The sequence below is a fragment of the Fischerella sp. genome (assembly GCF_013388695.1).
Lineage (GTDB): Bacteria > Cyanobacteriota > Cyanobacteriia > Cyanobacteriales > Nostocaceae > PCC9605.
Map to the genome: position 1 here is coordinate 1 of NZ_JACAEU010000059.1, position 23,395 is coordinate 23,395.

General features: G+C 42.7%; 21 protein-coding genes. 13 read left to right on the forward strand and 8 right to left on the reverse strand.

Translation table 11 applies throughout. The features are described 5' to 3' along the window. The first annotated feature begins 713 nt into the window (after positions 1-713). The 8 genes from selD to HXY43_RS08560 all read left to right on the forward strand — a co-directional run bounded on the left by selD (position 714) and on the right by HXY43_RS08560 (position 9,037). The gene (gene selD / locus HXY43_RS08525) at positions 714-3,134 is read left to right on the forward strand and encodes a selenide, water dikinase SelD (RefSeq protein WP_290882208.1); all 2,421 of its coding nucleotides are present in this window, start codon (positions 714-716) and stop codon (positions 3,132-3,134) included. A gap of 41 nt (positions 3,135-3,175) precedes the next feature. After that, complete coding sequence (locus HXY43_RS08530) at positions 3,176-3,346, forward strand: hypothetical protein (RefSeq protein WP_290882210.1); 171 nt, start codon at positions 3,176-3,178, stop codon at positions 3,344-3,346. A gap of 39 nt (positions 3,347-3,385) precedes the next feature. Continuing rightward, complete coding sequence (locus HXY43_RS08535) at positions 3,386-4,639, forward strand: serine hydrolase (RefSeq protein ID WP_290882211.1); 1,254 nt, start codon at positions 3,386-3,388, stop codon at positions 4,637-4,639. A gap of 39 nt (positions 4,640-4,678) precedes the next feature. Next, positions 4,679-4,867 carry a hypothetical protein gene (locus HXY43_RS08540; protein WP_290882213.1) on the forward strand — a complete coding sequence of 63 codons (189 nt, stop codon included), beginning with the start codon at positions 4,679-4,681 and terminating at the stop codon, positions 4,865-4,867. 125 nt (positions 4,868-4,992) lie between these two features. Further along, entirely contained in the window at positions 4,993-6,237 is a 1,245-nt protein-coding gene (locus HXY43_RS08545; protein WP_290882215.1) for an ABC transporter substrate-binding protein, read from the forward strand. A gap of 7 nt (positions 6,238-6,244) precedes the next feature. Continuing rightward, on the forward strand, positions 6,245-7,195 hold the full coding sequence (locus HXY43_RS08550) for a branched-chain amino acid ABC transporter permease (RefSeq protein WP_290882218.1): 951 nt from the start codon (positions 6,245-6,247) through the stop codon (positions 7,193-7,195). Between the two features lie 277 nt (positions 7,196-7,472). Further along, the gene (locus HXY43_RS08555) at positions 7,473-8,396 is read left to right on the forward strand and encodes a M23 family metallopeptidase (RefSeq protein ID WP_290882220.1); all 924 of its coding nucleotides are present in this window, start codon (positions 7,473-7,475) and stop codon (positions 8,394-8,396) included. Between the two features lie 95 nt (positions 8,397-8,491). Then, a complete protein-coding gene (locus tag HXY43_RS08560) occupies positions 8,492-9,037 on the forward strand; it encodes a late competence development ComFB family protein (protein ID WP_026733374.1) in 546 nt (181 codons plus the stop codon). Between the two features lie 142 nt (positions 9,038-9,179). Here HXY43_RS08560 and HXY43_RS08565 read toward each other — a convergent pair whose 3' ends face one another. After that, positions 9,180-9,842, reverse strand: a complete 663-nt coding sequence (locus tag HXY43_RS08565; protein ID WP_290882223.1) for a L,D-transpeptidase — start codon at positions 9,840-9,842, stop codon at positions 9,180-9,182. 1,022 nt (positions 9,843-10,864) lie between these two features. On the opposite strand from HXY43_RS08565, the gene HXY43_RS08570 reads away from it, so the two are divergent. Continuing rightward, positions 10,865-11,521 carry a sigma-70 family RNA polymerase sigma factor gene (locus tag HXY43_RS08570; protein ID WP_026733372.1) on the forward strand — a complete coding sequence of 219 codons (657 nt, stop codon included), beginning with the start codon at positions 10,865-10,867 and terminating at the stop codon, positions 11,519-11,521. Positions 11,522-11,677: 156 nt separating this feature from the next. Continuing rightward, complete coding sequence (locus HXY43_RS08575) at positions 11,678-12,295, forward strand: anti-sigma factor (RefSeq protein WP_026733371.1); 618 nt, start codon at positions 11,678-11,680, stop codon at positions 12,293-12,295. A gap of 142 nt (positions 12,296-12,437) precedes the next feature. Here the strand turns inward: HXY43_RS08575 and HXY43_RS08580 are convergent, their stop codons facing one another. Next, a complete protein-coding gene (locus tag HXY43_RS08580; protein ID WP_290882228.1) occupies positions 12,438-12,878 on the reverse strand; it encodes a gamma-glutamylcyclotransferase in 441 nt (146 codons plus the stop codon). Between the two features lie 87 nt (positions 12,879-12,965). Between HXY43_RS08580 and leuS the strand changes: the two genes are divergently transcribed. The 3 genes from leuS (at position 12,966) to HXY43_RS08595 (ending at position 18,024) form a co-directional block, all read left to right on the forward strand. Next, on the forward strand, positions 12,966-15,545 hold the full coding sequence (leuS, locus tag HXY43_RS08585) for a leucine--tRNA ligase (RefSeq protein WP_290882231.1): 2,580 nt from the start codon (positions 12,966-12,968) through the stop codon (positions 15,543-15,545). Between the two features lie 549 nt (positions 15,546-16,094). Next, entirely contained in the window at positions 16,095-17,156 is a 1,062-nt protein-coding gene (locus HXY43_RS08590; RefSeq protein WP_290882233.1) for a GHMP kinase, read from the forward strand. Further along, positions 17,137-18,024, forward strand: a complete 888-nt coding sequence (locus tag HXY43_RS08595; RefSeq protein WP_290882235.1) for a sugar phosphate nucleotidyltransferase — start codon at positions 17,137-17,139, stop codon at positions 18,022-18,024. Before HXY43_RS08590 ends, HXY43_RS08595 begins: the two co-directional genes overlap by 20 nt. Before the next feature lie 132 nt (positions 18,025-18,156). On the opposite strand, the gene HXY43_RS08600 is transcribed toward HXY43_RS08595, so the two are convergent. From HXY43_RS08600 to HXY43_RS08625, 6 genes are all read right to left on the reverse strand, one after another. Beyond that, on the reverse strand, positions 18,157-19,041 hold the full coding sequence (locus HXY43_RS08600; protein ID WP_290882238.1) for an LD-carboxypeptidase: 885 nt from the start codon (positions 19,039-19,041) through the stop codon (positions 18,157-18,159). Between the two features lie 97 nt (positions 19,042-19,138). After that, complete coding sequence (locus HXY43_RS08605) at positions 19,139-20,020, reverse strand: GNAT family N-acetyltransferase (protein ID WP_290882241.1); 882 nt, start codon at positions 20,018-20,020, stop codon at positions 19,139-19,141. A 130-nt stretch (positions 20,021-20,150) separates the two neighbouring features. Next, positions 20,151-21,431, reverse strand: a complete 1,281-nt coding sequence (locus HXY43_RS08610; protein WP_290882244.1) for a ribulose bisphosphate carboxylase small subunit — start codon at positions 21,429-21,431, stop codon at positions 20,151-20,153. 63 nt (positions 21,432-21,494) lie between these two features. After that, entirely contained in the window at positions 21,495-22,118 is a 624-nt protein-coding gene (locus HXY43_RS08615; protein ID WP_290882245.1) for a GDSL-type esterase/lipase family protein, read from the reverse strand. Positions 22,119-22,414: 296 nt separating this feature from the next. Then, positions 22,415-22,744 carry a ribulose bisphosphate carboxylase small subunit gene (locus tag HXY43_RS08620; protein WP_026733362.1) on the reverse strand — a complete coding sequence of 110 codons (330 nt, stop codon included), beginning with the start codon at positions 22,742-22,744 and terminating at the stop codon, positions 22,415-22,417. A gap of 137 nt (positions 22,745-22,881) precedes the next feature. Continuing rightward, positions 22,882-23,298 (reverse strand): chaperonin family protein RbcX, encoded by a 417-nt coding sequence (locus HXY43_RS08625; RefSeq protein ID WP_290882257.1) that lies wholly within the window; start codon positions 23,296-23,298, stop codon positions 22,882-22,884. Positions 23,299-23,395 lie beyond the last annotated feature (97 nt).

Consider the following 23,395-nt stretch of genomic DNA (forward strand, 5'->3'; position numbering starts at 1 on the left):
AGTAGGTCAGCACAAATAAAGCTAACTAGTTAAGATCGTCATTTGTCCTTTGTCATTGGTCATTGTTAAAGCTTTCAAGCGTGTTTATGTTTCGTAACATAGTTTGATTTATTCCCACCAACTTACTTATGTTGTCTGTTGTTCGTTGGATGGTTAGTTGTTGATTGTGAGTACCCGTGCGAGTTTGTGAGAAAAAAGCCCCTCTGAACCTCTTGGAAAAGTGACTTTTGCAAAAGCTGGGAAAAGGGAAAAGAAAAAACCAATCTCTTTTACCTTTCACCTTTCCCCGACTTCTGCAAGCACTCTACTCAAAAAAGTGCAAGGGTAGGCAGACTCCGGATCGGGGAACTCCAAAAAATAAATTATCCAACTCATGCATCCAACATGACTTTTTTCCCCTTTCCTTGTCCTCCTTGTCTTGCAAGCGATTGAATATTTTTTTATTTATGAAGTTTCTAAATCACTCTCTCCCAGCAACTCAGTTATAAGACAATGGAAACTGATTTGGAAATAATAGCAGGATTATTTTGCGATAAATCACGATAATTCCATGATTTTCCAGTGCTACTGTGAATAATCTTTCAATAAGCTTCTTGTTAAGAAACTGATTGAGGTCTATTACCACATATCGGCAACAAATAATAGTTTTTCCTTATCTTTTTCCAAAATGGAAGATAGAGGAGGGTATACAAAGCATTTATCAAAGTATTAATATGCAACAAAATTTACAGCCCATAGTCCAAGATTTAGTTCTGATTGGTGGTGGTCACAGTCATGCAATTGCGCTTTTGATGTTTGGCATGAAACCTCTTCCGGGAGTGCGATTAACTTTAATTACCGAAAAATTTGATACACCCTACTCTGGAATGCTACCAGGTCATATTGCCGGATTTTATAGCCATGATGAATGTCATATTGACTTGCGAAGAAGCACAAACTTTGCTCAAACGCAATTATATATAGACCAAGTAGTTGGTCTTGACCTGGAAAATAAAAAAGTTATTTGTGCTAACCGGCCAGAAGTAGCATTTGATGTGCTGTCAATTGACATTGGTAGCACTCCAGCGACGATTTCTGTACCGGGAGCAGCAGAATACGCAATTGGAGCAAAACCAGTGTCTAAGTTACTAGAACACTGGGAGCAGCTACTAAAAAATTTAGCAGAAAAACCGCAAAAATCATTAAAGATTGCCATTGTCGGTGGAGGGGCTGGTGGTGTGGAGTTGTCGCTATCAATGCAAGCACATATAAAGGGTACTAGGGATTGGGGACTGGGTACTGAGGACTGGGTTGTTGATCGAAAAATGGGATCGGAGTTTCGATCCATTCCAGATTTTGGAGATTTCCCCGAATCTTCCTTCAAAAGGGGGGCTTTAGAAATTCATTTATTCCAGCGAGATGCTGAACTAATGCCTAATTATCATCGATCAGTGCGGCGTATGGTCAAGCAACTTTTGACTGAACGCGGTATTCAACTGCACTTAGGGGAAAGTGTATGTAAAGTAGAACCAAAACACCTCACCCCCAGCCCCTCTCCGCAAGCGGAGAGGGGGGAATATAAGGAGAGGGGGGAATATAAGATTGTGTGTGAATCTGGGTTAACAGTGGAGTGCGATCGCATTTTCTGGGTGACACAAGCATCAGCACCGCAGTGGTTAAAAGCAGCTGGGTTGGCAACTGACGAGCAGGGCTTTATTCTGGTCAATGACACATTGCAATCTGTGTCCCACCCACACGTATTTGCAGCGGGGGATATTGCCACGATGGTAAATCATCCACGTCCGAAAGCAGGAGTTTTTGCTGTTCGGCAAGGGAAGCCATTATTTGAGAATTTACGCCGATTTTTACTAGGAAAATCTCTCAAACCCTATAAACCGCAGAAACAATATTTAAGTTTAATAGGTACTGGCGATGGCAAAGCGATCGCCACACGCGGCTTTTTGACCTTGCCACCTCATAAATTATTGTGGCTGTGGAAAGATTGGATCGACCGTCGCTTTATGAAACGGTTCAGTAATCTTCCAGAAATGTCATTGGTCAATAACAAAATACAAATGACAAATGACAAAGGACAAATGACAAAGGACAAAGTAATGCGCTGTGCTGGATGTGGTTCTAAAGTGGGTAGTACAGTTTTAGAGAAAGTCCTCTACCGCATCAAGCGAGAACAACCTCTAGGGGAAGACAGAAAAGATATCATCATTGGTTTGGATGCACCAGATGATGCAGCGGTGGTACAAGTGCCAGCCGATCAATTAATGGTGCAGACAATAGATTATTTTCGCAGTTTAATTAATGATCCGTATATCTTTGGGCAAATCAGTGCCAATCATTGCTTGAGTGATATTTTTGCAATGGGGGCTTTACCGCAAAGTGCCTTGGCTATAGCTACCATTCCCTACGCTGCACCAGCCAAAGTCGAAGAAACCCTCTATCAGCTACTATCTGGTGCGGTGAAGGTGCTAAATCAAGCACAAGCACCCCTAGTTGGGGGACACACAACTGAAGGCGCGGAACTTGGATTTGGCTTATCTTGCAATGGTTTAGCTTATCCCGATCGGTTGCTGCGTAAAGGCGGAATGCAACCAGGGCAAGTGTTGATTTTAACTAAAGCCCTGGGAACTGGGACATTATTTGCTGCTGACATGCATCGTCAAGCTAAAGGTGGTTGGATTGATGGTGCGGTGGAGTCAATGCTGTTGTCAAATCAGGCTGCGGCTACATGTTTCTTACAACATGGGGCAAAGGCTTGCACTGACGTGACAGGCTTCGGCTTGTTGGGACACTTAATGGAGATGGTGCAAGCTTCTGGTGTAGCGGTGGAGTTGCAACTGGAAGCGATCCCAGTTTTAGCAGGCGCAAGAGAAACAGTACAAAAAGGGATTGTTAGCTCACTGCATCCAGAAAACTTGCGTGCTTCACGTTATATTTCTAACTTGGAACAATGGGAATCTCACTCTAATTTTTCTTTATTATTTGACCCGCAAACCTCTGGCGGTCTTTTAGCCTCCATCGCAGAGGAGAAAGCTAATAGCTGTTTAGCTACACTTAAAGCCTTGGGATACGTAGAAAGTAGTATAATTGGTCAAGTAGTGGCGCAAGTTAGAGTTGAAAAGCCTATTACTTTGGTTTAACGTGATTTCGATAGACCTCTCCTGGGAGGCTTAGTTTTCGCTTGAGACATAGTTGCTGTACGACAGGTAAAAAAACGCCCGATCGCGCCGAAGACTTTAGAAAAATTCGTCCAGACTTTCAGTATCTAGAAATACCACAAGCTAGCGCTGCGGTGAGCGGAGAAAAGCCTGAAGAAGTAGCAAATGCTCTTTTAAGTTTTGCGAAGTGGTGAAGAATGTTACCGTCAATAATCTAACAGGAGGAACAGCCTATGAAGCTAATTTATCAGACTGCTGCATCAGTAGTTATGACAGCAATAATAATTGTCAGTGTAGCAAGTGTAAAAGCAGTATCCCCAATAGATTTAAATACAACTACATCAGTACTAGATCAAACAAAAAACTTAATACCCCGCAGAGATATATCAGATGACTTAGCTAAAGAATTCCAAGAAATTCTTGACAAAAACCGACAAGAGGCAGGAGAACCCGGAAAAGGTGGTGTTCCTGGTGCAGTTTTAGCTGTCATTAGTAAAGACAAAGGTACATGGTTTGGTGCTAGTGGTGTTGCCGATATCCAAACTGGAATGCCCATAACCCCGGATGCTCAATTTCGCATCGGTAGTTCTACCAAGACGTTTACTGCAACGGTAGTACTTCAACTAAAAGACGAAGGGAAATTGAGCTTAGAAGATAAAATTGACAAATGGCTACCTGGTGAGATGGTGGACAAAATTACCAATGGCAGAAACATCACAGTTCGTCAACTACTCAATCATACTAGTGGTATATACGATTACGCAGATAGTGGCAACGAGGCATTTTATACGGCTGTTAATCAGAACCAATCCAGAGAGTGGAAACCAGAAGAACTGGTAGCCTATGCTTACGGCAAACCATCCTTCTCTGGGAAACGGTGTGAAGAGGGAGCAGAGAAAATTCAATGGTGTTATTCCAACACCAACTATGTTTTGCTGGGGATAATTATCGAAAAAGCAACAGGTTCCACTCTCAAAAGCGAAATCGAAAATCGGATTATTAGACCTTTGAGGTTGAATAATACCTTTTTTGAGTTCCAAACTGACGAAGTTTTTGGTGGTATCGTTAGCTGTTACTGGGATATCAATCCCAAAGATGGCATAGATGAGGACACAACGAGTCTGAATATGTCATTGGCCTGGGCGACTGGCAATATGGTTTCCAATGCCGGAGATTTAGCCAAGTTTACCAAAGCGCTATTCCGTAGTAATTTACTCAAGGATGATACTCTCAAGGAAATGCTCACACCCTATGAACCGTTGTTGTCTGCAACTCAGGGAGAAATTAGTTATGGACTGGGTGTCTGGTACGATAAACTCTCTTGGGGAGAGGCATGGCGAATTAGCGGTAATGGTGCTGGAACTACTTCTGTAAGTTGGTACTTCCCCGAACGTCGGCTTACCTTTGTGTCTTTGGCTAACCAAGACAATGGGGCTGATTATACGTTAAAAGTTCGCGAAGCTATCCTCAAAGCCTTACTTGAATAGATACAGGTTAAATTTTATACTCAACAAGTTCTGAAGTCATTGGCTGTCCGATCTGCGATCGCACCTCCCATCTCCCGACAATTTTTACTTTTGCAAGAAGTTACCAGAGTTGCGATCGCAAACCCTCGTTACCAGGTTCAACCTGGTAACGAGGTATTAGAGCCTCTGGCTCTCCGACTCGTAGGGCGTAGCCCTTCGGTGCAGGGTATAGTGCAAGATGTGAATTAATTTAGACTGTACGATTTAATCTACTACAAATAAAAGCCTCTCACGTTATTATTTGACCACAGGCAACTACTTGGAACCTGTACCTGTATGTGGTCAAATAAATAGATTAAAGGAATATATACTTTATGAAAAAAACTATTGGTAGTACAACTGCATTCTTAGCTTCTTGCGCCGTCTTGCTAACAGCATGTGGCGGCAACAATACTAGTACAAATACTACAAGTAATACCGATACTAACACAGCAACTAATACCTCAGCAACAACAGGTGTATCTGCTCCTATTCCCATTGGTATTGCCGTAGCACAAACCAGTAACGTGGCATTACTTGGTCAAGAGCAAGTGGCTGGGGTAAAAATTGCTGAAAAGTATTTTAATGAAAAAGGTGGCATTAATGGCACAAAAATTAAATTAGTTTTCCAAGATGCCGGTGGTGATGAAAACAGTGCCATTAACGCTTTCCAAACATTGATTAACAAAGATAAAGTTGTAGGTATTGTAGGTCCAACTTTATCACAACAAGCTTTTAGCGCCGGCCCTATCGCCGAACGTGCCAAAGTGCCAGTACTTGGGCCATCAAATACTGCTAAAGGAATTCCAGAAATTGGCAAATATATTGGACGTGTATCAGCACCAATTTCTATCGTTGCGCCCAATGCAGTCAAAGCTGCGATCAAGCAAAATTCTAATATTAAAAAAGTCGCAGTTTTTTATGCTCAAAATGATGCATATAGCAAATCAGAAACAGAAATATTTCAAAAAACAGTCAAGGATTCAGGACTGGAATTAGTTACAGTGCAAAAGTTCCAAACTTCGGACACCGACTTTCAAGCCCAAGCCACAAATGCACTGAATTTAAAACCAGATTTAATCATTATTTCTGGTCTAGCTGCTGATGGTGGTAACTTGGTGCGGCAACTACGAGAATTAGGTTATAAAGGCACTATTATTGGTGGCAATGGTCTGAATACATCAAATGTATTTACTGTATGCAAAGCACTTTGCGATGGCGTGATGATTGCTCAAGCTTACAGTCCCCAACATCCAGGAGAGATTAACGCTGCATTTCGCCAAGCTTATGAACAGCAATACAAAAAAGAACCACCTCAATTTAGCGCCCAAGCTTTTGCTGGAGTACAAGTGTATGTAGATGCTCTGAAAGCTTTAGATAAAAAGACCAAAATTAGTACAATTCCCCTCAATAAGCTGCGGACTGAATTGAACCAGCAGGTGTTAGCAGGTAAGTACAACACGCCTCTCGGTGAAATTTCCTTCACACCAGAAGGTGAGGTCGTACAAAAAGATTTTTATGTTGCCCAAATCAAGATGGAAAACAACGGCAGCAATGGTAAGTTCGCATTTTTAAAATAGTTGCAGCATGGATATTACTCTGTTTTTGCAACAGTTTTTGAACGGGTTATCTATTGGCAGCGTCTACGCGATTTTTGCTTTAGGATACACCCTGGTTTACTCAATTTTGGGCATCATTAATTTGGCGCATGGTGCGATTTTTACCCTGGGTGCATATTTTACTTATGCACTCATGGGTGGCAGATTTGGATTTAATGGCTTGCTCGCGAATGCTGCACTGCCAATCCAATTACCTTTCGCTATAGCCCTGATTTTGGCAAGCATTCTCGCAGGATTGGTGGGGGTGGCGGTAGAACGTATTGCCTTTCGCCCCTTACGACAGCGGGGTTCCGATCCTTTGCTAACTGTTGTGTCTAGCTTGGGTGTGGCAGTGGTAATCGTGAATGTAATCCAGTATTTGGTAGGCGCAGAAAGTTACACATACCCGTCAGAAACTTACGGTAATTTGCCACCAGCAATTAACTTTGGTACAGCAGCAAACCCCATTCCTATTCGCACTGTGCAGGTGGTGATTTTTGTTGTCTCAATGGTGTTTGTCGCCATTCTTACCTATTTTATTAGCCGCACAAAATACGGTAAGGCAATGCAGGCGATCGCCGAAGATGCAACTACTGCCAGTTTGTTAGGAATTAACAGCGATCGCTTTATCGTGCTGACATTCTTTATCAGCAGCTTTTTAGCAGGAGTGGCGGGAACTTTAGTCGCCTCTAGTGTCAGCATAGCCGGGCCGTACTTCGGCATTGGTTTTGGGTTGCGGGGATTAGCAGTAATTGTCTTGGGTGGTTTAGGCAGTATTCCCGGTGCGGTATTGGGAGGTTTGGTAATTGGACTAGTGGAGGCGTTTGTCCCAGCTGAATACTCTGGTTACAAAGACGCCGTTGCCTTTGGCATCTTGTTTATTATGCTCTTAGTCAGACCCCAGGGTTTACTAGGACGGCGGTTTATTCAGAAAGTTTAAAACCACCGAGCAAAAATAATGTTAGTGCAGGGCTAGTCTGTGTCATGAATTATGAGAGGTTTATTGTGAGCGATTTATCGCTCAATTTCAAGGGCTAAAGCCCTAACTACGAACTTTCACAACTTATCAAAACTAACGTAATAGACCACTAGCACTTGACAAGTTACAAATATTACATTACAAAGGATTATTTCTGAAAATCTACTTCGAGGCGGGAAACTCTACGGCTTCTAGGTTAGTCTGTTGTTCAACAGCAGCAAGGATTTTTTGTATCTCTATGACTACCGCATATCGTATTCAGAAGTTGCTCCCTTTATCTTTGCCAAATTTGCAAGTCAATCGTCTTACCACCAAAATAATAGCGGGGACATTAGCCGCTGTTCCCATCGCTCTAACATTACCAGCAGAAGCTTTACAGGTACGAGTGAATCCATCCGAGCCTAAGTTGGGAGATACACTATCAGTGTTCATAAATGTAGATGATCTTGGAGGTGATCCGAAGCCGACAGTCAATACCGGAGATAAAACTTACCCTGCATTTGCTATTGCTCCTAATCAGTATCGAGCTTTTATTCCCACAACACCATTACAAAAGTCAGGAACCAGAAAAATTCAGGTTTCGGCAAATGGTCAAGTACAAAACTTGTTGGTGCAAGTGCGCGATCGCAAATTCCCCGTACAACGCATAAATTTACCCCCTGGTAAAGCGGGAGTAAAAGCTACAGAATACGAACTCAAGCGTGTAGCAGAATTTAAAGCTCTGCAAACACCTAAAAAATATTGGAATGGGGCTTTTATTAAGCCAAATGCGGGAAGAATCTCCACAATTTATGGTGTGCGTCGCTACTATAATGGTAAATTTGCAAATGATTACTACCATCGCGGCGTTGACTATGCTGGTGCTGTGGGTTCACCCGTAGTTGCTCCAGCGGCTGGGCGAGTTGCCTTGGTAGGAAAGGTATCTGAGGGTTTCCGGGTTCACGGTAACGTTGTTGGCATCGATCACGGTCAAGGAGTGACAAGTATTTTTATGCACCTGAGCCGCATTAAAGTCAAAGAAGGTGATATGGTCAAACCTGGTCAAGTAATTGGCACAGTGGGTTCCACTGGTGCATCCACAGGCCCTCACTTGCACTGGGGTTTATATGTCAACGGTCAATCTGTTGACCCAGCACCGTGGCGATACTTAAGTGTTAAATAGTAGTTTTTACATGTTTTTGCTCTTATAATTGGGCAGAGTAAATCGGATTGGTACCGTCCTTACCTTGCTTGGGTGGCTTATAGAATATGAGCGTTATGAGTATAGAAAAAATTGTGCAACAAGCTCTCCAGGATGGTTATCTGACACCAGCAATGGAAGCAGAAGTTGGGCGAATCTGTGATAATGCCAATGAACTCTCTATAGAAGAGTACATGGCGCTAGATCGGCTGATGGGGGCGCTGTTGACTGGTGAAGTGATGGCGGTACCACGCAAACAGTTTATTAATGTCATGGAAGAGTTGGTACTCACAGAAGCCATCGCCCGCGTAGCTGAAATAGAAGCTACCAGCGAAACTTCCCTAGAAGTTGGGGATATCGCCGCTTACGCCCTCAATCGTCTGCCTCCTCTGTATGCAACAACAGAAGAAGGCGCCAGCTACCAGCGCCAGCACGCCAAGACAGAACTGCAAGAGTTAATTGCCCAGCAAATTGGCGAGGCGATCGCTCGCTACCTAGATCGGCCCAATTTCTTTCCAGAAAGGCAGGTCTTGGGTAAAAACACTGGTAACGAAATTCTTAGGCAAGTCAGTAATTTACTCCAAGACTACGCACCAAACTTTGAACGAAAAATGCAATCTTAATATGGTTAGTGGTTAGTGGTTAGTGGATAGTGGTTAGTGGTCAAAAATCAACTACTAACTACTAACTACTAACTACTAACTACTAACTACTAACTACTAACTACTAACTACTAACTACTAACTACTAACTACTAACTACTAACTATTGTCGTACTTCCACTGTTGTCCCTACACGTACCTGTTTGTATAACAAGCGCACATCAGGATTACGCATACGCAAGCAGCCGTGGGACACAGCACTACCTACTAGGTTGTTATCTAGTGTTGGTGTACCGTGGAAACCAATTTTATTACGCCCATCTGACCAAAAACCTATCCATCGATCGCCAAGAGGGCTATCTGCTCCTGGTGGAAATACTTTGCCAGTGATAGGGTGACGCCAAATAGGGTTGCGTCGCATATTATCGATTTGGAAGGAACCTGTGGGGGTTTCCCAGCCTTTTTTACCGATACCAGTTGGATAACTGGCGATAACTTGATCTTGGCGATAAACATAGACGCGGCGATCGCTTAAATCAACTATCACTTTTGTCTGGTCGGCAGATGCAAGAATAGTGGAGGGTTTTTCTGGAATTGGAACTTGAGCCAACAGCGACTTTATCGGGTTAGAGTCAGCTTGCACCAGAGGTTGAGTTTTTTTGGCAGTATCTGCTGCTCTCGCTACGTTATCTCTGCCAGATCCGGTTGGAGTAGGAGATGCCATAGGATCGGAAATACCCCAATGGAGAGCCAGAGATAAGATTGCTGTGCCAAAACAAAGCAGCATCCCTACACGCGCTACAGATTCATTTCTTACCATCGCCATTGTCTATTCTCTCCAACATACCCTTTTGACTTTGCATCAGCTAACAGTTTTTTCTAACTTACTCTAACTTTTCGGAAGCCGCTTTGCATGTTGTGTATTTACTAGGGACTGGGGACTGGGGATTAGGGACTGGGGACTAGGTAGGAGATGAAAAGAATCTTCTCCCAATTCCCAATCCCCAATCACCAATACCCTATCCCCAGTCTTGGTCATTCGGCCACCAAAAATTTACAAACTTTTAGCAGTTCCATTATGAATTTGTCCATACCCGTGGGCAAACTAGGGCTATACAGATTTTGCCATTGCGTATATGTCGATGGGACTAGGGACTAGTGATTAGGGACTGGAAGGGACTAGGGACTAGGAATAAAGAAATCTTAATACCCAATCCTCGATACCCAATCCCCAGTATCTATAAAAATCTAGGTGAGTATTTTTACTCCCTGGAACCCAACAGGCGCAGCAATCAATCACTAATAGTGTTAATGGTGTGGGTGGGAGAAAGACCATGTTGGAAAAACTATTGTTAGCGATAACAGTTACATTTTCACTCAATTTCTTTTTGCAAGTTCGTGTGCCCGAACAATCTAATACTGGTGCTAATTATCAGCATCACAAAGAACCATCGTCTACGATTCTAGTAAGATTGCCACAAAAATAGCAGTTTTGTTGGTTACTAAACATTGGTTAAATCAATGTTTGCTGTGTACTTAGCTATCAAACGCTGCAATCTTTGAAAGAGACGGTTCTCTTCAAAAGCAGCGCTGTGTTTTGCCAACAGTTTTTAAGTTGATTTTGGTAGTTTGCTAACGCCTAATTGTTTACATTGTTAATACTTATTTGTCAATAGTGGATAGTCAGTGATAATTGCTGGCACAGGTATGCATCACGTCACCGTATCCGAGAGGGATAGGTATTGCCAAATATCCTGTGTTCCAGTCATAAATCCGTCACTCATATATGGAACATCCGGCAGATAAGTAGCTCTAATAGATAGGGATGATTTTCAGCCAGTACGATCTATGAGCCAATCGATTACTGTATCCTGGTCAACTGTTGATGCAAGGCTTCCGGAAGCATCAGTGCAAGTTGATAAACTTTCTAACCACGATTTGATTTTGCGCTGTCAAATTGGACTGCGCCCCGATCGTGCTGCGTTCGCGGAACTACTGCGACGTTATCAATCCCAAGTAGATAGGGTTTTATACCATTTAGCTCCGGATTGGTCCGATCGAGCTGATTTGGCTCAAGAAGTTTGGATTCGGGTGTATCGGAATATTCACCGATTGCAAGAACCATCTAAATTTCGGGGCTGGTTAAGTCGCATCGCTACCAACTTGTTTTACGACGAGTTACGGAAACGCAAGCGTGTTGTCAGTCCTCTCTCACTGGATGCTCCCCGTTCAGTAGATGATGGCGAAATGGACTGGGAGATTGCCGGAGATACTCCCGGACCAGAGGAAGAACTTACAACTAGAGAATTCTATGAGCAATTGCGGGAAGCGATCGCCGATCTACCGGAGGTGTTCCGCACAACTATTGTTCTGAGGGAAATCGAAGGTATGGCGTATGAAGAAATTGCCGAAATCACAGGGGTTTCCTTGGGAACGGTAAAATCAAGAATTGCCAGAGCCAGATCCAGATTGCAAACCCAGTTACAAAATTATCTTGATTCCTAGTTTAAAGTTTCGTCTTTCGGTTGATGGCAGAATTTTATATTTCATTAAGATTCTTAAAGATCGTGCAGAGTACTTCTGCCAAAGGAGAAATGATGATTAGTCTGGCCAAATTAGTTGGCTGTTTTTACCCGTGCGTGAATTGGTAATAATGTTAAGATGACTACTGATTCTCACTTGAATGACGGTTCCAACTTGCAATTTCATCAAGATTTGTCAGATGAAAATGTAAAGTATACCAATGAATCAACGGGTGCTATGGATATGGTGAAGCGCGATCGCTTCGAGTTATTGAGTGCTTATCTCGATGGTGAAGTTACAGCTGCCGAACGCAGGCAGGTGGAAGAATGGCTGGCAAACGATCCCGCTGTTCAATCTTTGTATGAAAGGCTTCTGAAACTGCGCCAAGGTTTGCGGACTATGCCAGTACCGCAGCCACAGCCAGTGGAACAGACAGTCCAACAAGTCATGGCTCGTTTGCGTCGTCGTTCGCGCCTAGCTTTACTATGGGGGGGTACAGCCATAGCCGCTACTATCATTGGTGCGGTATCTGGCTTAGTACCAGGTGGTGAATACGCAACCCAACAAATTGCTAAAAGACCATCAGCAGAACAAGCACAACCAACAACGTCACAGCCTATTTCTGTCCCATCGTTGATGGTTGCTATCAATGACCCCATCCTCCCCATTCCCAAAGCCGCAGAAACTTCTCCAGAAGAACCTATGAATCAACTAAAGCAACTTCAACCGTTGGATATAGAAAACGAATATCATTAATAATTATGAATTATGGATTATGAATGATAAAAAATTTGCATAGCTCCTCATTTTAAATGATGAGCTAAATCAGAAGCAGGAAACTCATCAATAATATAAATATATGAATTATGAATGATAAAAAATTTTCATAATTCATAATTTATAATTCATAATTATTAATGCTGCTCCACCAGCCATTAGCTTGGAGTATACCTCCTAATTTGTCAACCATTTCCGGCGTCATCAAATAAACCCAAGCCCAACCAAGCGATCGCCCTTGCAGATCGTACACTTCTATTTTTTGCCGATTATATAAATTTTCGGATGCAGGTTTAGCAGGGTAGTAATCTTCCAGTTCGTCTAATTCAGCCAAAACTTCTGCAACACTAAACTCTAGTAAATACCCATAGACACGGCTATCTCCTAGCGTCATTGCCGGATAGCCTTGAGGGAGATCAAAAAGTTTACCCAGTGCAAATGCTTTCGTAGCATTTACAACTTTGCGATCGCAGTACCTTTTATAATTAACTTCTCCTGGTTTGAGGGTGCCGTAGACAAACACCCGTAGCAAACCAGAAGATTTTTCATTTAAATCAGTCATTGTTTGTTTTACCCGACCCGTTACTCTGCCTACCATCATCTAAAATATGGAGGCAGACATGATTACAGTCCAGTAGGAGAGTTTTCGGTGGATTCATCCCGATATAACCCAGCTTCAATAGAGGAAAAATGGCAACGAACATGGATTGAACTTGGCTTAGACAAAACTTCTACAGATAATCACAAGCCAAAATACTACGCCCTGTCCATGTTCCCCTATCCATCGGGCAGCCTGCACATGGGTCACGTCCGTAATTATACGATTACCGATGTGATTGCCCGCCTCAAGCGAATGCAAGGGTATCGGGTACTGCATCCGATGGGTTGGGATGCCTTTGGTTTGCCAGCAGAAAACGCCGCCATTGACCGAGGCGTTCCCCCGTCGAAGTGGACTTATCAAAATATCGACCTGATGCGGCAGCAATTGATACGTCTCGGTTTGTCAATTGATTGGGACTGCGAATTAGCTACTTGTTCGCCAGATTATTATAAGTGGACGCAATGGATTTTCTTGCAGTTTTATCAAGCGGGGTTAGCTTACCAAAAGGAAGCAGCAGTTAACTGGGACCCCGTTGACCAAACTGTACTGGCAAACGAACAAGTTGACAGCGAAGGACGTTCTTGGCGCAGTGGTGCGAAAGTCGAACGCAAATTATTGCGGCAGTGGTTTTTGAAGATTACCGACTACGCCGAAGAATTGTTGAATGACTTGGACAAGTTGCCAGGATGGCCGGAACGTGTCAAGTTGATGCAGGCGAACTGGATTGGCAAATCTACTGGTGCCTACTTGGAATTCCCCGTGGTGGGGATGGATGAAAAAATTGGCGTGTATACCACACGCCCAGATACGGTTTACGGCGTCAGCTATGTAGTGTTAGCGCCAGAACATCCTTTGACAAAACAGGTGACTGCACCCGAACAGCAAGCAGTGGTGGAAGCGTTTGTGCAAGAGGTTACTAACCAAAGCGAGTTGGAACGCACTGCTGAAGATAAGCCCAAGCGAGGAATCCCCACAGGTGGCAAGGCAATTAACCCGTTTACGGGTGAGGAAATTCCGATCTGGATTGCTGATTATGTACTGTATGAGTACGGTACTGGTGCAGTCATGGGTGTGCCTGCACACGACGCCCGAGATTTTAAGTTTGCTAAAGAACAGAACTTGCCAATCAAGGTAGTTATCGTGCCTCCCGATAATGTAGAGACGTTGCATGCAACGTCTCTACAAGAGGCATACACTGAACCTGGGATATTGGTGAATTCAAGTCAATTCGATCGCATGAATTCCACAGACGCCAAAAAAGCGATCGTGGAATATGCAGAAAAACAAGGTTTTGGCAAAGAACGTGTACAGTATCGTTTGCGGGATTGGTTGATTTCCCGGCAACGTTACTGGGGCGCACCCATTCCCATTATTCACTGTCCCAACTGTGGTGCGGTGCCTGTCCCGGATCAAGACTTGCCAGTGTTGTTACCTGAAAACGTAGAATTCACCGGACGCGGTGGTTCGCCTTTGGCTAAGTTGGAAAGCTGGGTGAATGTACCTTGCCCAACTTGCGGTACACCAGCAAAGCGAGAAACCGACACGATGGATACGTTTATTGATTCGTCGTGGTATTTCTTGCGCTATCCCGATGCCAAGAATGAACAGCAGGTTTTCGATCCCACTAAGGTAAATGATTGGATGCCCGTGGATCAGTACGTGGGTGGAATTGAACACGCGATTTTGCACTTGTTGTATTCGCGCTTCTTTACCAAAGTGCTGCGGGACAGAGGCTTGTTGAACTTTGACGAACCCTTCCAACGCCTGTTGAGTCAAGGCATGGTACAGGCTTTGACTTACTTCAATCCCAACAAGTCTGGTAAAGATAAGTGGGTTCCCACCCATCTTGTCGATCCTGCCGATCCCCGCGATCCCCAAACTGGTGAACCACTCCAACGCATTTACGCCACCATGTCCAAGTCAAAGGGCAACGGTATAGCGCCGGAAGATGTAACTTCCAAATATGGCATAGATACCGCCCGGATGTTCATCTTGTTCAAAGCGCCGCCAGAAAAAGACATGGAATGGGATGAAGCTGACGTAGAAGGGCAATTCCGCTTTTTGAATCGGGTTTGGCGCTTAGTGGCTGATTTTATCAATCAACCAAGACCAGTTGACAATCAAGAAAATCAACTGAGTAAACCAGAAAAAGACTTGCGGCGGGCAATTCACACTGCTATTAAAGAAGTCAGCGAAGACGTAGAGGGTGAATATCAATTCAACACAGCTATTTCGGAACTGATGAAGTTAAGTAACGCCCTCACTGATGCTACCTGTAAAGATTCGCCAGTATATGCGGAAGGTATTCAAACTTTGGTCGTGTTGCTGGCACCTTTTGCACCCCATATTGCCGATGAGTTGTGGCATTTATTGGGTAACACTAACTCAGTCCACACTGAAACCTGGCCTAAGTATGACTCTGCGGCATTGGTTGCTGATGAAATTAACTTAGTGATCCAGATTATGGGTAAAACTCGCGGTGCGATTCAAGTTCCGGCACAAGCAGATAAAGCAGAGTTGGAGAGGTATGCCTGTGAATCTGAAGTTGGCAAGCGCTACCTCGAAGGCAAAGAGATTAAAAAGGTGATTGTGGTGCCTGGTAAGTTGATTAACTTTGTTCTTGGTTAGTGGTTAGTGGTTAGTGGTTAGTGGTTGGTGGTTGGTGGTTGGTAGTTAGTGAGTACTAGCAATATTTAGTATCGCAAATCACTATTGCCCAAAAATCAACAAACAACAACTAACACCTAACAACTAAACAGCTAAAAAATGATGAATGACAAATAATCAACACGTAAAAGCGCTTGAGAATTTTCCTGGCTCAAGCGCTTTTTAGTATAATTCCATACCAATTCACTTGTTTGATGCAACATTTGATATTCGCAATATCCCTGAATATAGAAGGTATTACGAAATTAACCTGTGGCAAACATATGGTGAAGTGGTATCACTCCTTGCACAAAATAAGAATATCTTTTCTGAGATAAAACGAGGACTTGGGTGAGTGACAGTTTCTGAACTGACACTTGTATAAGATGACAACAAACGCTTGCCCCAAAAGCTAAATTTATGGCAAGACCCCGCTTGACCCTTAGCACAAGATGGTATAAGAAAATGCTGGTGAACATAGTATTTTTTGACAAGATGCGTAAAATTTAGCGAGTAAGATAGAAAACATATATGAATATTTTTGTTCCAGGTCGTCTGTGTATATTTGGTGAACATAGTGATTGGGCCGGAGGATACCGCCATCTCAATCCTGAATTAAAAATAGGTTACACGCTGCTGGTAGGTACGAATCAGGGACTGTATGCAGAAGTAAAGCCCCATCCAAACCAGTTAGTTCTAAGCACCTCCCTTAGTGATGGAACCCGTAAAACCCTAACTCTGCCTATGGAAAAACAAGCCTTGCTTAGCGAAGCGATAAAGGGAGGGTTTTTTAGTTACGCAGCAGGTGTGGCTTACCAATTTATTGTTAAGCTGCAAACGCCTCTGGGAGGGATAGAAATTGACAATTATCTGACGGATTTACCGATTCAAAAAGGCTTGTCATCGAGTGCGGCTATTTGCGTATTAGTGGCGAGGGCTTTTAATCAGGTGTATGACTTAAAGATGCCTATCCAAGAAGAAATGGAGTTTGCTTATCTTGGGGAGATTACTACCCCTTCTCGTTGCGGACGGATGGATCAAGCTTGCGCCTACGGTAATCGCGCGATCGCAATGAAATTTGATGGCGATCGCACTGATATAGTGGAACTCAGTGTTCCAAAAGATCTGTTTTTTGTCATAGTGGATCTTGGTGCTAGCAAGAATACTCAAGTAATTCTTAGGAAACTGAATGAGTGTTATCCCTTCGCCAGCAACGCAGTACAAGCGAATGTGCAAAAATATTTGGGTTCCATCAGCTATCAAATCACCCAAGCTGCTATTGAAGCTATGCAAACAGGCGATGCACAACAAATTGGTACTCTGATGAAACAGGCACAGATAGAATTTGACAAGCACCTCATACCCGCCTGTCCTGAGGAGTTAACTGCACCTGTTCTACGCCAACTACTGAATTATGAACCGATTCAACCTTATATTTTGGGTGGTAAAGGCGTTGGTTCCCAAGGAGACGGTACAGCACAATTTGTTGTCAAAGACAAGGAAAATCAACAAAAAGTTATCGAAATCATTGAGCGGGATTTCCCGCAAATGCAATGTTTACAATTGACAATTTATGCCGAAAAATCAAGTTAAAAAAGCTGTAATTCCTGCTGCTGGTTTTGGCACTCGCTTATTTCCTGCTACCAAAGTTGTCAAAAAAGAACTTTTCCCGATTATTGATCAAGATGGCAGGACAAAACCTGTCATTCAATTAATAGTGGAAGAAGCCATTAGTGCTGGCATCGAAGAAATTGGGATAGTAGTGCAACCGGAAGACAAAAGAATTTTTACAGATTTATTTAAATTCCCACCCAAAGCAGAACTTTTTGAAAAACTATCGCCAGAAAACCAGAAATATAGCAAATATATAGTAGATTTGGGTGACAGAATTAAAATTTTAACTCAAAAAGAACAAGAAGGTTACGGTCATGCGGTATTATGTGCGAAAGAATGGGTCAATAATGAGCCATTTTTGTTAATGCTAGGCGACCACATTTACTCATCTGCAACAAAAAAATCCTGTGCGCGTCAGGTGTTAGAAATTTACGAAAAAATTAATCAAAGTGTTGTTGGCTTAACAACAATACCAGCAGAAATCCTTTATAAAGCTGGGTGCGTCACAGGAGTTTGGCAAGAGAAAGGCTCAATTCTTTCGCTGACACAAGTCTCCGAAAAACCTACTGTTGAATATGCACGTCAGCATCTGCGTGTAGAAGGAATGGCAGAAGATGAGTTTTTGTGCATATTTGGATTGTATGCACTCACACCAAAAATATTTGATCTTTTGGAAGAAAATGTTAGGAATAACTTTCGAGAACGTGGAGAATTTCAGTTAACAACCTGTCTTGATAAATTACGTGCGGCGGAGGGAATGACAGGATACGTTGTGAAAGGAAAGTATTTTGATATTGGTATGCCAGATGCTTATTGGCAAACACTGATTGATTTTAGGAATAGGTAATTATGCGAGTAGACAATATCCATAACTTTAGTAATTACTGAGGCATACCAATCTAAGGTTCTTAATTCTAAGCAGATGGTCATTACCTATGGCAGTGAAGTTAGAAAAAGTGATTCCCTTCGGGCGATCGCTTCATGAATATATGAAAATGTTCGATTTGACAAAATCAGATTTAAATAAGCGAAGCCCAAACACAAAACCAGCAATTTTGTTGAGAATGCCTGCATTTTTTAACTGAGTCAGCATTCGGTCTACACGATAAATATCTTCGTCTATTTCTTCTACAAACAAAATGCTGTGCTGCCAAGAAGGAAGATAGGATGACCCCACCATCGCTGATAGCACCGACAAATTACCACCCGCAAGTTTACCCCTTGCCTTTCCGGGAGTAATGGTTTTCCGACGTAGTTCGGTAGCTAGGGTATTGTGCATCGTCACTGCTTCACCCTGAAAAAGAATGCGCTTGATGTGATTCACAGTAAAATTATTCCAGGTAGAGGTAGCGACGGGGCCGTGAAAGGTAACAACTCGACTGCGGGTGTAAATTGCTAATAACAGGGCGGTTATATCGCTGTATCCCATGACGATTTTGGGATGTGAGCGAATCAAAGAATAGTTAATTAGGGGTAAAATGCGATCGCAACCATAACCACCGCGCATAGCGATAACAGCTTTGACTGACTTGTCAGCAAACATCGCATTGACATCAGCAGCACGGTCAATGTCTTTACCTGCTAAATAGCCGTAACGATCTAAAAGATGCTGTCCTAACTTGACTTGTAATCCCAATGTTGCAAATGTTTGCTTTGCCTCTTCAACGTCTTTTGATTCAATCATACCAGCAGGACTAATTAATCCTACTGTATCGCCTACTTGTAAACGCTGTGGCTTGAGTACGGAATTTGGATAGAGTTTGGCTTCAACAGCAAACGGCTGAATTTGAGCAGATAAAGCTGCTATTCCCAAGGTTTTGATGAATTTTCGGCGGTTGATGGTCGTGCTGAAATATGGTATCATTTACCACTTGTATCCAATGCTAGGAAAAACGCAGAAGGTAAGAGGTAAAAGTAAAAAAAACTTCCCATTGCTTTTGCCTTTTACCTTTTACTTTTGTTCAACAACGTGCAGAACGTGGAAGCATGAATTTTTCTCCTTCAGGCGGAAAAGTACCACGAACCATCAAGAAAAGTTCGCCACCGAGTATGTGAGGAAATGCTTGCACTTTAGCATCAAGGCGTTCGGGACTAAAGTAAATCTCAACTTCGTTGATGGGTTGGGATATGCGTTCGAGAATAGCTTCTAAAGTGCATATCTGTGTTCCCACCAAATCGAAAAGTTTGAGTTTGCTGTCTTCTATCTCCATCACCGCCACGAGATCCAAGTCTTCGGCGTAATACAGGGGGTTATTTCCCTCGTTGAAGTAGAACACGGCTTTCTCTTTCACTACCCCCAAAATCCTGGAAACGGGTTCACGCGTTTCCAATAGCCTGTTTAGTAATTTGACATCGTTACTATCTGTAGTATCTAACACTCGAAAGCCATTAGTCCCACCTGGAGAGTCACACTTAGCTGTGAAAATATGCTCCCCAACAACGCGAAAGCCAAAAGGATTGTATATTTCAGGTTGTGTTGTGGTTAATACTAGGGTTTTATAGCGATCGCTACAGTAATCTAGCACCTCTTCCATAACTTCACGGTAGTAGCCACGCCGTCGAAACTCCGGATGCGTACACACAGCATGAATTCCGCCTACAACCACGTCTTGTCCCATTAGTTGCATGGGGATTTCTAGAACTCCCACATGAGTAATGGCTAAGTCTTCATGGAAGCGGATAAACGGGGTAGAAGCAGATTCCCAAGATGCGCCTAGTTGCCGACTGCGTTCCGCTGCATCTCTAACTCCAATTTCAGGAAAAACGACTTCCACCAGGTTAAATAAGCGATCGCTTAATGTAGGGTCTTCGGTAAATGACCATCGGAAGCGATACTGGTTCATAGTTAAACTACAGAACAGAAATTTCTTATCTTTTATACTACATATACTACTAAAAAGACACATCCCCGACTTCTCGCCAGAAATCGGGGATCTTACAGGGTGGATTGTACGTTTAATTAAGTTGTTCTGCTTACCAACTACCAACTTTCCCATTCGGACGCTGGATAATCGTTTCCATTACTCGGCGTTTATTTTTGGGATCGACTCCTACCAGGCGCACGTATTCACCACTGTATTCTGCCAGACAAGATTCTATAGTAGAAATGGCATCTGATTCACCAGTGATTTGACCAACAGCACAACTTTGCCAAGAACCTGTGCGGAAGCGTCTTTCATCTACGTGTTCAATACCAATTCTATAACCATGAGACAATATTTCCCGGATTTGTTCTTGTGTTTCTAGGGTTAGATGGGTGTTTGATGCTTGTGATTTTTGGTAGCCGTTGGTTATTGGTGGTTGAGTTGAACCATTAGTTGGCTGCTGACTACTTGGTGTAGCAGCAGGGGAAGGTGTGGATTGATTGCGAGAGTACAAACCACGATTGTATTCAGAAACTAGTTGAGAAGTCTGGACTCGTTGCTGTTCACCCACCATAAAGTTACCCATCTCAATTAAGTGAGACAAGCTAAAATCGGGTTTTCTAAATTGTGGTGGCCCTTCTAAACTGTTCACCACCCGCAAGGATATACGTTCAACACCAATTTCATGGATAAAGTGGCGGATTTGTTCGTCATAAATGCGCGATCGCAACGCACTAAAAAAGTCTATCGACTGATTTGAGAAAGTCTCCACAAGTTGTTCTACTTGCCGTTGTGAAAGTCCATCTTCACTAAAAATTCCGTTAACAATTCCCACCTTGTCATCCAGGTCTGGTTCCCAATAAAATTTCTCCATTCGACCATCGCGAATTAAAGGCGCGTATAGGGTGGAAAAATCATTTCCTGTCACAATAATTGGTACGCGATGTAAAGGTGTTGCGTCATAACTTCCGGGAAGTTGAACATCGGTGGGGTTATCGGCAATATTCATTAGTGTGGCATTTACCAACTGGGTATTCACTGTGTATTGCGTACCTTCATCAAAGCGTCCCGCACCCGCATCTAAATCGTTAATCATGATTACGCACATTTTGCCGCGTACCTTAATTAATTCTGCGGTTTCTCGATAGCGCAGGCGAATTAGACGCGCTGGATCTCCAGCATCTGGACTTTCCAACTCTCCACCGGAAATGTGAGTCACTTCCACACCCATTCTTTCAAAAACTAACTCACATTGAAAGGATTTGCCTTCGCCTTTACGTCCATGAATACCCAAAATTAAAGGTACTCGTACACCAGGAAGGTCAAGGTAATTCTTGGTAATGAAAACAGAAACTTTGTCAAGAAAGCGGGGAGAAATGTAATAAGCCATAACAATTGGGGATTTTCGATTAGCTTTTGTAAGGTGTGTTAGCGAAAACTTAACGCAGCATTTTCAAGCATCGTTAGGAGAAAACCAATCTTTCCAGGCTTGCCAATTTTGCACAATTTCTGCAAACTCTGTGTAACCTGCTGTTCTGGGATGAGCACCATCATTTGTTCTTACCTCATCCATCCAGATAGTTGAATTTACTAAGACATCAAAAACATCTAGATAAGGCACATCCAATCTCTTGCAAATTAACGCAAACTGTTGATTTAAATCGGCAATTCTCTGATTTTGTTCCTCATCTGCGATCGGTGGAGGACTGACCATTAAAATCGGATATAACTGCTTTGCTTCAGTTAAAATTTGGCGTGTATTTAAAATTGAATTTACAAGTGAAACACGAAGTTTACCATTTTCTATAGTTGTGTCGTTAACTCCAAAAGAAAATACAATTCTGCCATCGTATTCTTTAGGAAGACGATAAGAAACTTCCTGGAGCCAACGATTTTTTAAGTTAGTACTTGTTTCTCGCCTCACTCCTAAATTATAGTAGGTAATTTCATAACCTTTTTTATTAGCATCAACGCATATTCTTCCTGTCCAACCTAGACACTCTGGATCGCCAGCTCCATTAACAAAGGACTCGCCCACAAAGCAAATTCTTACTTGCGGTATATATTTTGAATTCACTTAAATTTTTCTCAGAGTTACTTACTATGCTTATGCACGTATAGGTTGCATATTGTCTCGTGAATACTGTCATCTATCTTTAGTCCTTAGTTTCTAGTCACTACAAATGACAGATGACTAATGACAAAGGACGAACCTCACGAGTAATTGTGCAATTTTGTTTGCGTTCCTACATTTTACTAAATTCTTTTAAGATTTAGAAAATACAAAAATCAATAAATAAGAGAGGCAGATAATTCTACCTCTCCTGTTGGGGGAATATCAATTACTTACAGCTTACCAGTTTTATACCAGCTTTAAAATCTGCCGGGCTTGTGAACGATAAAGCTGAGAATTTGGCACTGCTTGATGTTATCAAAGCCCACAACGCGGATGAAGCAGTTGCCATACTGTGAACGGCAAGCTTGCACTTCGCTCAGCACTTCTTGAGTGCTTCTAGCGCTGAACAAAGGTAATTTCCACATTGTCCAGTAGTATTCGGTAGGCTCAGAGGATTCGTTGAACTCAATAGCCGGAATGTAACCTTGATTCAGAATGTACTGGATCTGCTTGCTGATTTGAGCATCGGTGAGGGGAGGCAGGTAGGAAAGGGTTTCGTAACGACGCTCTTTTGGTAGAGTTTGCATAGTTTCTGAGTTGCGATTTTTGAACTAATTAGTAAACAAGGTTGTTAGTAGTTAGTAGTTGGTAGTTAGTAATTGGTAGTTGTTTATTTTACCCACTAACCACTAACGACTATCCACTATCCACTAACCACTAGCTATTAACCATCATTGGATGAATTATCCAAATTAGGATCTGAAGTTGCTTGCCGTTCTGGTTCGGAACTGGGGTTTGATTGGTTTAACTGCGTAATTCGCTCAAGATGCTGGCGACGATGTAGCATATTGGCTTGTTGAATACCAGTGCGAACCATTTCCGGTAAATATTCGGTAACTTCCTCAGCTATATGTTCTCTGACTGTCATGATCCGCAGTGCCAAATCCGGCTTTTCTCGGAAAAGTTCTTCAATGTAAGCTTCTCCATCCTGGATTTTGTCTTGGGCGGAAAATCGATGCAGCCAATATGCCAAGGGAGGATTGGTTTCACTGAGTTGAGCCAATACCGTTCTCACTGCCTGATAAGTCAGGTAGCTTTGCAGCGTCTTGGCTGTGTCCTTCGCAATTTGCTTAATGTTCATGCTTGACCCCAGCCCCCTAATAAGTCAAAAGTCAAAAGTCAAAAGTCAAAAGTAAGAAGAATTTTCTTTTACCTTTTAACTTTTAACTTTTTACTTG